This window comes from Chitinophaga sp. CF418, from assembly GCF_900142925.1.
In the GTDB taxonomy this organism is placed as follows: domain Bacteria; phylum Bacteroidota; class Bacteroidia; order Chitinophagales; family Chitinophagaceae; genus Chitinophaga.
Genome location: NZ_FRCN01000002.1, coordinates 506,361 through 521,666, shown reverse-complemented (window position 1 = coordinate 521,666; position 15,306 = coordinate 506,361). Strand labels below are relative to the sequence as shown.

At 43.8% G+C, this 15,306-nt stretch carries 11 protein-coding genes; 5 read left to right on the top strand and 6 right to left on the bottom strand.

What is annotated here, in order from left to right:
• Nucleotides 1-389: 389 nt before the first annotated feature.
• From F3I09_RS06735 to F3I09_RS06715, 5 genes are all read left to right on the top strand, one after another.
• Nucleotides 390-2,969 (top strand): hypothetical protein, encoded by a 2,580-nt coding sequence (locus F3I09_RS06735; RefSeq protein ID WP_149694274.1) that lies wholly within the window; start codon nucleotides 390-392, stop codon nucleotides 2,967-2,969.
• Nucleotides 2,970-3,080: 111 nt separating this feature from the next.
• Nucleotides 3,081-3,989, top strand: coding sequence for a transglutaminase family protein (locus F3I09_RS06730; protein WP_149694273.1), 909 nt, complete (start codon nucleotides 3,081-3,083; stop codon nucleotides 3,987-3,989).
• 19 nt (nucleotides 3,990-4,008) lie between these two features.
• Nucleotides 4,009-5,853 (top strand): chloride channel protein, encoded by a 1,845-nt coding sequence (locus F3I09_RS06725; RefSeq protein WP_149694272.1) that lies wholly within the window; start codon nucleotides 4,009-4,011, stop codon nucleotides 5,851-5,853.
• A gap of 39 nt (nucleotides 5,854-5,892) precedes the next feature.
• Entirely contained in the window at nucleotides 5,893-6,441 is a 549-nt protein-coding gene (locus tag F3I09_RS06720) for an NAD(P)H-dependent oxidoreductase (protein WP_149694271.1), read from the top strand.
• A 1-nt stretch (nucleotide 6,442) separates the two neighbouring features.
• Nucleotides 6,443-8,320 (top strand): monovalent cation:proton antiporter-2 (CPA2) family protein, encoded by a 1,878-nt coding sequence (locus F3I09_RS06715; protein WP_149694270.1) that lies wholly within the window; start codon nucleotides 6,443-6,445, stop codon nucleotides 8,318-8,320.
• A 2-nt stretch (nucleotides 8,321-8,322) separates the two neighbouring features.
• On the opposite strand, the gene F3I09_RS06710 is transcribed toward F3I09_RS06715, so the two are convergent.
• From F3I09_RS06710 to F3I09_RS06685, 6 genes are all read right to left on the bottom strand, one after another.
• Nucleotides 8,323-8,583, bottom strand: a complete 261-nt coding sequence (locus F3I09_RS06710) for a hypothetical protein (protein WP_149694269.1) — start codon at nucleotides 8,581-8,583, stop codon at nucleotides 8,323-8,325.
• Between the two features lie 29 nt (nucleotides 8,584-8,612).
• Entirely contained in the window at nucleotides 8,613-8,834 is a 222-nt protein-coding gene (locus tag F3I09_RS06705) for a hypothetical protein (protein WP_149694268.1), read from the bottom strand.
• Nucleotides 8,835-9,815: 981 nt separating this feature from the next.
• Nucleotides 9,816-11,390: a DHA2 family efflux MFS transporter permease subunit gene (locus F3I09_RS06700; RefSeq protein ID WP_149694267.1), complete on the bottom strand. Its 1,575-nt coding sequence runs from the start codon at nucleotides 11,388-11,390 to the stop codon at nucleotides 9,816-9,818.
• Nucleotides 11,391-11,540: 150 nt separating this feature from the next.
• Nucleotides 11,541-12,668, bottom strand: a complete 1,128-nt coding sequence (locus F3I09_RS06695) for an HlyD family secretion protein (protein ID WP_149694266.1) — start codon at nucleotides 12,666-12,668, stop codon at nucleotides 11,541-11,543.
• 42 nt (nucleotides 12,669-12,710) lie between these two features.
• Nucleotides 12,711-14,078, bottom strand: coding sequence for a TolC family protein (locus F3I09_RS06690; RefSeq protein ID WP_149694265.1), 1,368 nt, complete (start codon nucleotides 14,076-14,078; stop codon nucleotides 12,711-12,713).
• Nucleotides 14,068-14,694 carry a TetR/AcrR family transcriptional regulator gene (locus tag F3I09_RS06685; protein ID WP_149694264.1) on the bottom strand — a complete coding sequence of 209 codons (627 nt, stop codon included), beginning with the start codon at nucleotides 14,692-14,694 and terminating at the stop codon, nucleotides 14,068-14,070. Before F3I09_RS06685 ends, F3I09_RS06690 begins: the two co-directional genes overlap by 11 nt.
• Nucleotides 14,695-15,306: the final 612 nt, after the last annotated feature.

The following is a 15,306-nucleotide window of genomic DNA, read 5'->3' as shown; positions in this document are numbered from 1 at the left end:
TGTTATAAAAAGATGTGCCTGGAGGGTAGGAATGGAGATTTTATCTCAAAACGGTTTTTCTAAGAAAAAATTATCTGGGTACTCATTATTATTTAATTCGGAGTGCTAATCATTTCATTCATCCTGAATCAGTTAGCAACACTAATCAAATAAGACAGTTTTATTATTTGACAGTTTCTTCCAAAAAAGAATCCGGTCGGCTGAAAAGCTATAACAACCATGTAGTTGCGCTAATAATCAACATTTAGTACATATTGTTCATTTTAATCTATTTTGTTCATTCCAACCATTTTCTATGTGAACAAATCTGGATTGAAAATGGATACGTAAGTTTACTTCAGAATAACCAACGAATCCATTTACTCAAAATCCATTTTTCTTGTCCCCGTATGATAGATCTCTCCTATGACTTTATCATAACATTACAGAATGAGGTATCCCGTAAGTTTGGCGCCGATACTATCACACCCAGTGATTGCAAGCGACTTTCTGATCTCATAAGGGATGAAACTACAAAGGCGGTCAGTGAAACTACCCTTAAAAGGGTATTTGGTTTTGCTACCACCAAGCACAGTTTTTCGCGCTATACCCTCAATACGCTGGCCCAATATTGCAACTACCGGGACTGGGATGATTTTCAGGCCCAGCATTATGTCCAGACAGACGGTAATGAACTGAACGACAGCAAGTGGCTGGAGTTAAAAAACAAGGCCGTTACCATCTCACATTATACCATACTTACTTTAAAGAACAGATCAGGCATACCCTTTGCCCTGACCGTTCCCCGTCCTTCCTGCTTTGCCCACATTGAACGTTTCCTGGAAAGTGACTATGCGGCAACTGCACTAATAGCGCCTTCAGGCTGGGGTAAATCGGTTACCCTGGTGCATATGGCAGAACATTTCTGGTTCAGCAAAGACGCCAAGTTTAAAAAGGATATCTGCTGGTTCATTCATGCCCATGCGGCCGGCAGCCTTCTGTTACGGGGTTTCTCACTGGCCACCTGGCTGGATAATCAGCTCAATCTGGGTGCAGGAGAAAATTTCAGAGAGTATTTTGCCTCCCATTTTGATAAGATACGGGGAAGGTTAATCTTAATAATAGACGGGTTTGACGAGATCACCATCGCGGGAGACAAACTGAAGCTGCTGTATACCAAGTTAGAGGAATTCGTGTACTCGAACGACCTGTTCCCCTGGGTAAAAGTGATCCTTTCCATACGCAGCAGCACCTGGTCAGACATTTTCCAGCACTCACTTCAGTATCCTGCATTCAGGAGATACTGGTATCTGGGGCCTGAAATGGATGAAGAGACCAGTATTAACCTCCCTTCTCTTACAGAACAGGAGGTTAAATCGGTATTGTATAATCACCGTATCGACCCTGCTACCGTACGTACCTTTAGCGAAGGCTTCCTGCAGAAATTACGCTACCCTTATTACCTGCAGCTATTTTGTCAACTGAATACAGGTCAGGGACAGAGTTTTATCAGCGAACATCTCAGTCTCTTTGAGATGATCTCAAAGTTTGTGCAGATCAAAGTGTTCAACTCACCTACCAATACCTTTAAGGTCAGGATCATCGAGAAAATGTTATGGCTGCTCGATCTTGGTAAAGCCGGACACCATACAGACAAAAACCTGCTGCTAAATAAAAATGCAGACCTTTTCCCGGCATATAAAGAACTACTGGCAGATAATATACTGGTCGAAGAGAACCTTAGCCAGGAGGTAATGTTCATCGTTAAAGTGCGCTTCGCACATCAGTTCCTGCTGGAGTATTTTTCAGCTATGCATTATATCAAACAGTCCAATGACCAGATTGATGAACATATGCTGCAAAAGATCGCCAAACAGCTGCCATCTTCCTCCTACAGGGTCGGTATATTTAAATGGCTACTGCGCTATGCTATCAACAACGAGCAACCGGAGGCGATCCATAAGATCTTCTACCTGCAGTTGAGTACAATGGAAAAATCCTACCTGCTGGAATACCTCGCCGTACACTATCAACATGAAGGCGAAAAGCCAGTCTTACTAAGTACAATATTCCCTCAGGGGTATTTCCGTAAAAACCCTTTGAGCCGTTTCATTAATGATAATTTCCTCCATTTCGGGAAAAAGAAGGTGCTCAACGCCCTCCTCGATCTGTCAGAAATGCCTGATGATAAACTGAAGATCCGCAGTATCCTTTTCTCGATGTCCTTATTACAGCTGGATGCAGAACAATGTGAATTGGAACTGAGCAATATCAAAAAGCTTATTTCCCGGGAAACGATCGATGATGAAGTATGGGTATCTCCCTATGATCTGTACCTCTTTGTATATGAGTACCTGAAATTCGGGATTATCAATGAGAGCATAAAAGACAAGATCTATAACTACCCCCGTTATTTAACCGGCAGTACCAGGCATGCACCCACCGTTGCGCAGGAGATGGTATTCCGGATGACCGGCATGGCCTTCGCCCTGCTGAATGATAATACACATATGTTAAATTATACAAAGCGGATATTTGAATGCTTCCCCGCACTTGTATATCAACGAACCAATTCGCTACGGCTGTCACTATTATGCTGGCAGGCGCTGGCCCATCTTGGACTTAACAACCTGGTCCTGGCGAACAAAATATGCCAGCACACTGACAAGCTGGTAAAAACATATTCTTTCGACTTCACCAACGGACGCCATATTGAAGTATTACAAAAAATGATCCTGGCGGAAGTATATTTTAAGGAAAAGGAATTAAACAGGGCCATCCGTACAGCGGAAGCGGCTATTGAGATCTCTCAGAAGATGGATCTCAAATTATTACTGCTGACAGGGTTCAGACTACTTAGTAAAATGTATTCGCAGGTTCGCTTCGACAAACAATATAATCAGGCCCAGCAACAAATGACACTGATCAATAAAAGCACCTCTTTTAAACATTTCGATAAGGTACTGGTCGCTGTCACGCAAATCAATTAACTACAAATCAATAGCTTATAGAAAAATTTAGCTATAAAAAGAGCGCTGTTTACAGCTGAACTACATTTTTTGCAATTCATCTGGCATAATTTTGCGTTATTGCATACCATAATGGCCATTGATGAAAGTAAATACTCTACATTCCAACAATTCCTGCTCAATCTCCTGAGCCTGTTGACCATTATACCATTAGCACCTTACCTTAACCGGTATATTCCTCCATTAGTTACACAAGGATGGCATATGGATATGTTTGTGGCTGTGCTGATCGCCTTGCTGTTCACCCGTTTGCTGTTATGGATCTTTAAACCATTGATCATCCCGGCTTTTGTGCTTGTATGCGGCATCTTGTCTCTCAATTACTTCACGGATAATTATTCGTTTAGCAATGTATTGAATGATTATAAGGGGATGGTACAGGGTAACTGGGGCGCCAAGAACAACAAACAATTCGACATTCTCAGTCTTTACCCCAGACGTGTGGAAACTTATCGTGACAAAACGGTAAGAGGCATACGGGATAAGGTCAATTACAAGGATTCTATTGTCCGCAATTTTTCCGTGGCACACTCTGTGGAAGATTTTGACGAGTACTTTCCAAAATACGGGAAGGTATCCCGTTATCTTGCATTGTTCCATTATGTGAACCGGCATTTCAAATATGTACCTGATACGCACCGTGACGAATATTTTGCTACTCCCATGGAAACCATCCAGAATGGTTTGGGTGGTGATTGTGATGATCACTCCATCCTGATGGCCTCCTGTCTGCAATCTATCGGGGCGCGTTGCCGCATTGTACTCATACAGGGACATGCCTATCCGGAACTCTATTGCGGCAGTAAAGAGGACTTTGAGATCATAAAACAGGCAATTGTTACTTTGTTTCCACAACCTCCTGTGAAGGAGATCCACTATCACGAGATGAAAGGCGAATACTGGATAAACCTTGATTATACTGCCCGTCATCCAGGTGGCAAGTATATGAACGACAGGGTTTATGCGTTGATTGAATTATGATACAAAGAAAGCATTAGTAATGAGCCAATTCAAAACGATAAAGAAGTATCACTCTTTCTTCAGGTTTAGGCGTGATTTTGAGCGATATAGTTTAAGGAAGGTCAGGAGTTACGAGATTATTATTCACTGGCTGCACAAGGTATTAAGCAGAAGTCAGTTCCTTATACTATCAGGTATCCTTGTTGGTCTCGGAGCCGGAATGGCAGGAGTAGTACTAAAGGTGCTTGTACACTATATACACTATTTTATTACTCATAAGGTGCACTTCAGCACACAGGTCATTTTTTACGTTCTCTTTCCGTTCCTGGGTATCGTGCTGACCACTGTACTGGTGATCTGGGGATTCAAGGGCCAGTCCAGAAAGGGCATTGGTCTTATTCTCTATGAAATTGCACAGAATTCCAGTCTTATTCCGCCGGTAAAAATGTATTCCCAGATCATGCAGAGCGCCATCACCGTAGGACTGGGAGGCTCCGCCGGATTGGAAAGTCCTATTGCAGTGACAGGCGCCGCCATTGGCAGCAACTACGCACGCAACTATAACCTGGGATACAAGGAAAGAACATTGCTATTAGCGGCCGGTGCCACTTCCGGTATTGCAGCAGCCTTCAATGCGCCTATTGCAGGAGTAATGTTTGCCTTCGAGATCCTGTTGACAGGTGTTGTATTCTCAGACTTCATCCCACTGATATTAGCTGCAGTCTGTGGTAGCTTATTGTCAAAGATCATTCTGCAGGAAGAAGTACTATTTCATTTTGAAACCAGGCAGCCATTCAATTATTACAATGTTCCCTACTATATTGGGTTAGGATTGTTATCCGCATTTTATGCGCGTTATTTTATTGTCATATCGCAGCGTATTGAACATTTCATTAAAGGTCTGAAATGGTCGGCCTTGCAGAAAGCCATTTTGGGAGGCCTGATAGTATCTGTTTTATGCGTACTGATGCCACCCTTATTCGGAGAAGGTTACACCAGCGTAAAATTACTTGCAGGAGGGTATTCCGATGAGATCATTCAAAATAGTTTTTTCAGATATATTCCTGCACAAAGCTGGATACTATTATTGTTCACCGGCTGCATCTGCTTGCTGAAGGTATTTGCGACCGCCTTTACCATTCATAGCGGTGGTAATGGCGGTAATTTTGCTCCCTCTCTCTTTGCCGGCGGCTTTCTGGGATACTTCTTCGCACTGCTATGTACTCACCTGGGATTTAACAATGTTCCTTTCACCAACCTGGTAATCGTAGGCATGGCGGGCGTTATGAGTGGCGTAATGTATGCACCGCTGACCGCTATTTTCCTCATTGCAGAAGCCAGCTCCGGGTATGACCTTTTTATCCCGCTGATGATCGTATCAACCACTTCATTCCTGCTGGCGAAATGGTTTTCTCCTATCTCTCCCGAGTTAAAACATCTGGCGGATACAGGAAAGATCTTCACCAAAGCGCACGATAAAAATATCCTGTCCCTCCTGAAACTGGAAGAATTGGTAGAGAAAGACTTCCAGCGGATATCTTCCGATGAGACACTCGGGCAGCTGGTCGAACTGATAAAACAGGGACATCGTAATGTAATTGGTGTGACAGGTCCCGACGGCCGGCTGGATGGTATTATCACGCTGGACGATATACGGCAGATCATGTTCAATCCATCCCTATATGATACAGTAACCATCAGACAATTAATGAAACCGCCTCTTGCTGTAATTGATATTCAGGATAATGTAGCAGACGCGATCAATAAATTTGACGAGGTACATACCTGGAATCTTCCGGTCACTGATGATGGCAAGCTGGTAGGCTTTGTCTCCAAATCAGGTATACTTAATCAATATAGATTATTATTGCAGGAGTATTCATGATCTTATCCGTTGGATCATGCTTGAAATTTAATCCGGTTTATGGCCAAAATTCTGATCTTATTTGCGCATCCTGCATTTGAAAAATCCAGGGTGCATTCCCAATTAGTGACTGCCATACGCGGTATGCAGGGAGTGACCCTGCATGACCTTTATGAGGTGTATCCTGACATGAATATTGATGTAAGGCATGAGCAATCCTTACTCCTGCAGCACGACATCATATTGTTCCAGCATCCCTTATACTGGTACAGTGCTCCTGCCATGATCAAGCAATGGCAGGACCTCGTCCTGGAACATGGTTGGGCTTATGGGCGCACAGGTACCGCATTACGGGGCAAAATGGCGGGCAATGTCATCTCAGCCGGCGCGCAGGAAGGAACATACAGCAAAGAGGGATGGCATCATTATACCATCAATGATTTCCTTTTGCCATTCAGGCAAACAGCGGTATTGTGTAACATGCAGTATCTCGAACCTTTTGTTATCTACGGTACACACCGGCTTTCCTATACAAGCATTCTGGAACAGGCAGTCGCCTATAAGCAAATGCTGGAAAGATTACGGGACGGACAACCAAAAATTCAATGACATGGAACATTCTTACTTCTTTATAGCAATGATATACCTGGCTGCTGCGGTGATCTTCATCCCGGTAGCCAAAAAACTCGGTTTAGGTTCAGTGCTGGGGTACCTGCTGGCTGGCATCGTAATAGGTCCATCCCTTCTGGGCTTTATAGGACATGAGGGACAGGATATTATGCACTTTGCGGAATTTGGCGTAGTAATGATGTTGTTCCTGATCGGTATTGAACTGGAACCGGCATTATTGTGGAGTCTGCGGGCGCCTATCCTGGGGCTTGGCGGATTACAGGTACTCATTACAGCGGCCGCAATTGCCGGACTGGCCCTCTTGCTCGGTCAGCCCCTGAATGCATCACTGGCGCTGGGCATGACGCTTTCCCTGTCATCTACCGCCATTGTGTTGCAAAGCCTGAAAGAGAAAGGACAGCTATCATCTGCAGCGGGCCAGAGCGCTTTTTCGGTACTGCTTTTTCAGGATATTGCCGTCATTCCGATGCTGGCAATCTTTCCCTTACTGGCAGGTCCGGATGCAAGCAGTGCTACAGACCACACGACCACATTCAGAGACAATCTGCCTGCCTGGATGCAGACCCTCGTAGTACTTGGCGCTGTAATAGTGATCATAATTGCAGGACAATATCTGGTCCGTCCTCTACTGAGGATGGTGGCCAGAACACGTGTAAGGGAACTGTTTACAGCTTTTGCATTATTACTTGTTGTAGCTATATCCGTACTTATGAGCCTTGTTGGATTAAGTCCGGCATTGGGCGCTTTTCTGGGAGGAGTAGTATTGGCCAACAGTGAATACAAGCATGAGCTGGAGAGTGATATAGAACCTTTTAAAGGCCTGCTATTAGGCCTGTTCTTTATGGCAGTGGGAGCGTCGATCGACTTCAAGCTGGTGCTGTCGATGCCATGGGTGATACTTGGGCTGGTGGTATCTTTAATGATCCTGAAAATGGTCATACTATTGATACTTGGCAAGGTGTTCCGCATCAGTATAGAACAAAACCTTCTCTTTGGTATGGCGCTTTCCCAGGTAGGGGAATTTGCGTTTGTACTGCTGGCCTTTACCCAACAGAATAATATACTCGCTCCCCGGATGGTTAGTATCATGACTGCCGTGGTAGCACTCAGCATGGCACTGACGCCATTGTTACTACTCATATACGAACGTATTATTCAGCCCAGGTTCAATCAGGCCGGCGCCGGGACCAATACCCGTGAGGCAGATGAAATCCAGGAGAAGCATCCTATCATCATCGCAGGGTTTGGACGTTTCGGCAACATTGTGGGACGTTTTCTCAGAGTGAACGGTGTAAAGGCAACCATCCTGGACCTTGATTCAGACAGGGTAGATGCACTACATAACCTGGGTGTCAAGGTATATTACGGAGATGCTTCCCGTCGCGATCTGCTGGAGGCCGCCGGTGCTGCTGATGCGAAGATCATTATCGTTGCTATGGACACAGTGGAGCAAACGCTTGATGTTGTGAAGATCGTACGTAAACACTTCCCTCACCTGCAAATGCTGGTGAAAGCTGAGCATATTCCCGATACCTACGAGCTGATGGACCTTGGCGTATTACATATCTATCGTGAAACGCTGGACACGTCATTGCGCATGGGAGCAGACGCCCTTCAGATGTTGGGTATAAGAGCTTATCATGCACATCGTAATATCAGTACCTTCAGAAAGCAGGACGAAAAAGCGCTGAAAGGCCTGTCTGCCATCAGAAATGACAAAAAGCTCTACATCAATACTGTCAAACAACGTATTGAAGAACTTGAAAAACTGATGTCCAATGAAAGGGTAACCAAATGGAATCCTTCTGCCCAGGGATGGGATGAGCAATCGCTTATCGATGAGGCAAATCAGGATTAAGGCTACTGCCCGCTTACAGCTTCCTGTATCCGGCGGGCTATGTCTTCCAGCAGCTGCGGGTCAATGCTATGGCCTGCATGCACATGCTTATCGCCAATAGCTCTCAGCTGTCCTTCCTCATCTTCTTCAAAGGTGATCTCACATTCTTCGACAGTTACCTTGTAACTAATCTTATACTGCTGTATCCATGGGCGTACTTCCAGGATATGGGGCTTCTCCCTATATTCGAACTTTAGTATAAATGGTTCGTCCAAACCTTCCATAGCGCACTAAATTAGCAGGTAAAGATATATTATTCAAAGCTCTTATTCCGGATACGCATTTTTTCCTCTCTCGATAACTCATGAATGAATAACAAAGAGAGAGAAGCTGCGGCACTAATGATCAGTATATATCCGATAAAGCCGAGCGTGTGAAATAACCGGAACAAAGTCCAGTCGTTGATAATAGCATACTGTGCTAAAACAGCCAGCACTGTTCCTAAAAGCCCAAAGGCGAATGCAATTCTCTTCATAAAGGGTACGTTTTGGGATCCGTTATTCTTCTCGAATTAATTGATCTTTTTTTGTCCGTTTTTTCTGTTGGTTAAGTCCTACTGTTCAGGGGGCAAACAAAATGTTATGGCGTCCGTAACGCAAAGTTACTATCAGTCTGATTTTTCACGTAGATAGTTTTCCACATTTATTAAAAACTATGAAAATGTGAATAACTGCATGCTTAAGATATCAACAATATTCCGTATTGAAATAACACGTATCATATTGATAATTCTTACATAAATGCATCATTTATAAACTTTTTTACCCTAATTTTATCATACTTTATTAATACACCACTGCGGGAGCCCGTTACAGGCATAGAAATTAACTACTATATGTTGTGAATAACTACCAAAACGATAATCGGACAATTTTCCAGTTTTATGATTATAAAGTGCTTACCGGTCATCTATTATCATGACTCGACCGGTATGGATTAATTTGAGGGAATATAGCACCCAGCGGCTTTTCCAGGCCGGGGGTTTTGTTCTGCTTCTCCCTGGGTTTGCACCCCGGGGGCTATAACCGCAACGCTCCTCCGAAGCCGCACAAAACGATTGATATGTGCGGATTAATGGAGATGTGCCGTATCCCGGTCATTCGATCACCTCTGGAGTCGTGTGTTTGTAGCCCAGGATGTACCCCCGGGGAATAGAACACAGGTCCCCAAAAACAGATCTGATATTATTTTAACACAATACCTCTATTCAAAGAGCATTCGAATAAGCAACGAAGAAGTGACGAAGAAGCGTCGAACTAAAATTGGGGTAATCTGGTATAAAAAATATCAGGGCCCCTCATGCTATTTTAACTAAAAGAAATGAGAGAATAAGCAGAGAACAAGCAGAGAACAAGCAGGGGCGGTAACATAAAAACAAAAGCCGGAATAAGATTATTCCGGCTCATTACCTAAACCTACAACTGTTACACTGTTAGTAACATATCTTTAATATCTTTTAGTGCATAGCACTTGGATCCAGTTTTGTTTTTTTGCTGCCCTTTACCATCAGCACAAATGGCACACAGATCAGGAACATTAAGCCCAGGTAAAGGAATACGTCCATATATGACATCACCACAGCCTGTTTCATCACGCTGTATTCCAATGACTGATAGGCACTTCCTATGGCTTTCTTTGCATCCATTCCTTTTGATGCGAAGCTGGCTGTCATTCCGGATACCCTGTTCATCACTGAAGGATTGTTAGTGTCCAGCTTACTCACCAGGTCTACCCGATGCAGTTCATTGCGACGGGAAACAAATGTTGTGATCAGCGCCACTCCAAAGGAACCTCCCAACTGACGCATCATACCTGTGAATGCCGCACCTTGTCCTATCTGCTGACCTTTCAGTGTAGATAATGAAAGTGTTGTAATTGGAATGAACAACATACCCATTCCGACCCCTCTCACAATCAGCATCCAGAAAAAGGCCTCTGAGCCTGTATCCGGTGAAATGATCTTATATCCCCAAAAACAGAAGACAAAGAACAGGAACATTCCCAATGCCACCAGATACTGCTGCGGTACTCCTTTTTCCAGCATTTTACCTATAAAAGGCATCATAAATGCGGTGGTCAGGGCCGCAGGTATCATCAGCATACCTGATTGTGTAGCCGTCCAGCCTAGTGTACTCTGGGTATACAAAGGGATAATGAAAGTCGATCCATATAACCCAAAGCCCATCAGGAAGGATAGCATTGTACCTACCCGGAGATTCCCATTCCCAAGCACCCTCAGTTCCACTATCGGACTCTTATACGAGAGTTCTCTCCAGATAAAAAAGAAGAAGCCCAGTACTGCAGCAATTCCTAATACCAATATTGTCGAGTCATTAAACCAGTCATCTTCCTGTCCACGTTCTAAGACGTACTGAAGTGATCCCACCCCTAGAGCCAGGAGTCCAATTCCCAACCAGTCGACTTCACTCGCTGATTTTTTCTCACCATATTTTGGGCTTCTTACGAATTGCAGTGTAAGCAGCGTTGCTATTACACCGATAGGAATGTTTATATAAAAAATGTAAGGCCATGCGTAATGATCTACTATATAACCACCTAGGGGAGGGCCCAATGTAGGACCGATAATCACACCCAAACCATAGATTGCCTGTGCCATTCCTCGTTTTTCCGGCGGATAGCTTTCAGTAATGATAGTCTGCGAAGTTACCAGCAGCGCTCCACCGCCCAAACCCTGTATAAAGCGGAATAATACGAGTTCCCACATCGAAGTGGCATTTCCGCAAAGGAAGGAGGATATAGTAAATATGATGATGGAAACTGCGAAGTAATTACGACGTCCGAACTGCTGTGATAACCAGGTCGTCATCGGTACTATAATTACATTACCGATAGCATAAGCTGTGATTACCCAACCTATCTCGCTCAGCGTAGCGCCCATGTTTCCGCGCATATCATTCAATGCCACGTTCACGATGGTTGTATCCACGATCTCCAGCAAGGCGCAAAAGATGGCAGTAATTGTAATGATCACCCGCCGGGCTCCATATTCTACCAATGATTCTTGTTGCATCGCGTTTATCAATTAGTTGTATAAAGATCAGTTACCGAATGTCCCCGCCTGGTGACACGAAATACGCTATTGTATATAAGACCAGACTGAGAATAATTCCTATTTATGATTTCACCCGCACCACCCAAGCGGGGCCATTCGTGACTGACATTAATCAAGATGTACGTCCACAACTACGTTCATACCTGGACGGAGTTGTTTTACTTCAGCCTGGTTCAGATCATTGAATTCGATCTTTACCGGCAGACGTTGTACAACCTTTACGAAGTTACCTGAAGCATTATCAGGAGGCAGTAAGGCAAAACGCGCACCTGTAGCAGGAGAGAAGGATGTTACTTTACCCTCGATAGATTTGCCGGGGAACGCATCCACATGCACACTTACTTTCTGCCCCAGTTTCATTTTGTCGAGCTGTGTTTCCTTAAAGTTGGCTACTACCCATATATCGTTGGATAAAACTACGCTGAAGATTGACTGACCGGCCTGCACCAGCTGTCCTGGCTGTACATATATCTTAGATACTTCTCCATCTTCAGGAGCGGTAATGATAGCATAACTCGCCACGAGTTTGGCGTTATCTACTTCTGCCTGACGTTCCTTGATCACGGCTTTGGCAGCATTGATCTGTTCAGCAGTAGCATCACTTTGTGTAGAAACTGCGCTCGTCTGACGGGCAGCTACCTTTTTCTGTTCTTCCAGTACATTCAGCTGACGCTCTGCAGTTTGTTTTGTTGCCAGTGCCTGCTCATATTGCTGCTGGGTAATAGAGTGATCCTTAATAAGGTTGTTATAACGTTCGTAGTCCAGATTAGCGCGCCATACATTTACTTTGGCTGCTTCGATCTGCGCATCTACTGCAGATATATTCGCCTGGGAAGAAGAAACGTTTGAGCGGGCTGCTGTAGTAGTCGCAACTGCTACCTGTACATTAGCCTCAGCAGCGGCCAGCGCAGCTTCTGCCTGTGATACTTTTATCTGCAGGTCCCTGTCATCGAGGATTACCAGGGTATCACCCTTTTTTACACGTTGGTTATCTTTCACACGCACCTCTTTCACATAACCCGTTACTCTTGGGATTACAGGGCTTACGTTTGCTTCTATCTGCGCGTTATCGGTTTCTTCGTGATGCTGCGCATGTATATATTTAGTGATACCGAATGCACCACCACCGATAACAAGGATAGCCAAAACGATGATGAAACGATAGTTCCTCTTTTTAGGAGCCTCATGAGCATGTTGGGAACCTTTATTATTAGTTGTAGCTGTTTGCGTTTCCATATAGTATATATATGATTATTACTTTATTAAAATCCTGATTGATTATTTCCCGGCCTCTGCACCTGTCTCATTTAAAACACCTGCGGTTTCAAGTAGTTTAGTATAGGCAACTATCGCATCGGCTTTTGCAAAAGCATAGTTCAGTCTTGCCTGTACATTCGCTACGTCAGCTTCCAGCAGATCTGTAGTTGTAGCCAGATTATTCTCCTGTTTATTTTTTACTATCTTATAATTCTCACTTGCCTGATCGATTGCTTTCATGTAAGCTTCTATCTTCTTCTGATTCACCAGATAATCCTGGTATGCTCTATTGATAGAAAGATGGATATTATCTACCAGCAACTCCTCATTCACCTGTACTTCCTGCATTCTTATTTTCGCTTCAGTTACTTTTGATCCTGCTTTCCAGAGGGAAGAAGGGGAGTACTTTACACCGATACCGGCATTCAGCGCGTTAGTCACTGTCAGGGCATTAGGTACTGTCAGGGCAACATATCCGCCGGTCAGCGCCACAGAAGGATAATATTCACCTTTAGCAGCTTTGATACCTGCGTTTGCGGCCTTTTCACGGGCAGAGAGTGCTGCGGCGTCTTTACGGTTCTGCAGGGCTATCTGTTCCCATTCAACAGCAGCTTTTGTGCCGGCTGGTATCTGTTCGAAGGTGGTAGTATCAGCGTTCAGTACTGTGGTTTCCGGCAATCCCAGTAATAAGTCCATGGCAATATTGGCCAGTTTGAGATTGCTTTCTGCTTCCACCAGCGATACTTCTACATTGGACTGTTGCAGCTGTACTTTTAATAAGTCGTTGCGCGCTACAATACCATTCTTTTCAAGATTGGTAAAATCCGCCACCCGCTGCTGCTGCTGTTTCAGGTTTTCCTGTACGAGTGTTACTGCCTGTTGCGCCTTATAAAGATTGCTATAAGCGTTGATCGTATTCTGGATCACGGCTTCGCGGTCTTTGTCAGCGTCCAGCTTTGCTGCTTCTGCCAGATATCTTGCTGATTCCTTCTGACTTTGGATAATAAATCCTGAAAAGATCGGCAGGGAAACAGAAGCCATGGCATAAGCTACTGAATTCACTTTAGGAGATGAACCTCCACCTGAACTGTCGCTACCTCCCAGCTTCAGTTTGAGATCTACATTCGGCTCGTTGATACGGAGATAAGAAGCAGAAACGCTTACGTCTGGTAATTGCGAATTGTTGGCGGTCTTAACTGATGCAAGTGCTGCATCAATTTTGGTCTTGCTGAGTTTGAGTTCTTTACTGTTTTGTATACTAAGCGTTATGGCTTCCTTCAAAGACAGGCTCTTCTTGTCCTGCGCCTGACTGCTGAGATATGGTAAAATCAGCAAGATGGCGCACACTGTCAGAGACCATAACCGCCTGTATGTGCTATTAAGCTTCATGGATTAGAATGGCTTTAAACAAATTTTTCAAATGATTGCTTGTATGACTGATTAGATATTCCTGAAGTTGGCTGTCTGTAAGATGTTCAAGATTACTCATGCGCTGGAAATGGTGCCGGGTAGACATAACATGGTTAGTCGTACCTACAAGGGTATACACCATCATCATGATATCCACATCGCCGCTAAATACCCCGTTTTCCTGCCCTTCATTAATGAAGGATTTGATCACTTCGTATGCTTCCTTTTTATTCTCGTGAATAAGTTCGTTCACTGCAATATCTTCCTGGATCTGCGCCCTTATCATCATCAGATTGAAACATGGGTTGCTCATTACCCGGTTAACGTATGTTTCCACCAATGCATCAAATCTTTCAACATATGAACGCCCATTATTACTAAGCATCTCGGTCAGCGTCATTTTCCAGGCGATGATCCTCTTCAGGAAGATGGCCTCAATTAATTTCTCTTTTGAGCCAAAGTAGTAAGATATCATTGCGATGTTCACATCAGCCTCATGAGCAATATCCCTCACCGAAGTAGCATGAAAACCGTGGGAAGCGAATAACTTCTCGGCAGCCTCGAGGATTGATAATTGCTTTTGATTGTATTCCATGTGTAAATCGAATTGTGGGCACAAAGTTAAACAAACATTTAATTTAATCAAACGACTGTTTAAATCTTGGTAAGTTTAAATACATTTTTAAGCTGTTTTTAAGGATATTATCCCTACAGGGTTAATTTTAGTCAGGTCGGCAGCTAGACATATTAGAGTTTTTTAACACTCTTTCAAAGGCAGGGGGGCTTCCAGAGGGAGTGAACAGAACGAACTAACCATTTCAAAATGAACATAATGGACACATTGAGTCCCAGATTTTCATTTTACTTTTGATCCGTTAAAAAAATTGTTGTCCCGATTCAATCTGTAAGTCATGCTATTTCTATTGCTAAGTGAGTCCATTTCTGCTGAACAAACCATTCATTCTTTATCCAGAACCAATACATTATTATGTACTATACTTTAAGAAACTATTGTTTATCAAGCCGTTTGCCTATATCCATTAATAGGGCTCATTCAGGCTTATCTTTATACCTATCGCTATATTTATACCTGTTCCTATATTTATTTTCTGGTCTAAACATATCTCTATAGCTATCCATATCCATTATCTGAAAACGATACCGGATTCAATCGTTCCGTCCGATCCGGGCTGATTTCCATTTTACT

Coding starts and splice junctions, on each gene's coding strand:
- F3I09_RS06735 (WP_149694274.1), top strand. CDS start 390: ATGATAGATCTCTCCTATGACTTTATCATAACATTACAGAATGAGGTA.
- F3I09_RS06730 (WP_149694273.1), top strand. CDS start 3,081: ATGGCCATTGATGAAAGTAAATACTCTACATTCCAACAATTCCTGCTC.
- F3I09_RS06725 (WP_149694272.1), top strand. CDS start 4,009: ATGAGCCAATTCAAAACGATAAAGAAGTATCACTCTTTCTTCAGGTTT.
- F3I09_RS06720 (WP_149694271.1), top strand. CDS start 5,893: ATGGCCAAAATTCTGATCTTATTTGCGCATCCTGCATTTGAAAAATCC.
- F3I09_RS06715 (WP_149694270.1), top strand. CDS start 6,443: ATGGAACATTCTTACTTCTTTATAGCAATGATATACCTGGCTGCTGCG.
- F3I09_RS06710 (WP_149694269.1), bottom strand. CDS start 8,583: ATGGAAGGTTTGGACGAACCATTTATACTAAAGTTCGAATATAGGGAG.
- F3I09_RS06705 (WP_149694268.1), bottom strand. CDS start 8,834: ATGAAGAGAATTGCATTCGCCTTTGGGCTTTTAGGAACAGTGCTGGCT.
- F3I09_RS06700 (WP_149694267.1), bottom strand. CDS start 11,390: ATGCAACAAGAATCATTGGTAGAATATGGAGCCCGGCGGGTGATCATT.
- F3I09_RS06695 (WP_149694266.1), bottom strand. CDS start 12,668: ATGGAAACGCAAACAGCTACAACTAATAATAAAGGTTCCCAACATGCT.
- F3I09_RS06690 (WP_149694265.1), bottom strand. CDS start 14,078: ATGAAGCTTAATAGCACATACAGGCGGTTATGGTCTCTGACAGTGTGC.
- F3I09_RS06685 (WP_149694264.1), bottom strand. CDS start 14,694: ATGGAATACAATCAAAAGCAATTATCAATCCTCGAGGCTGCCGAGAAG.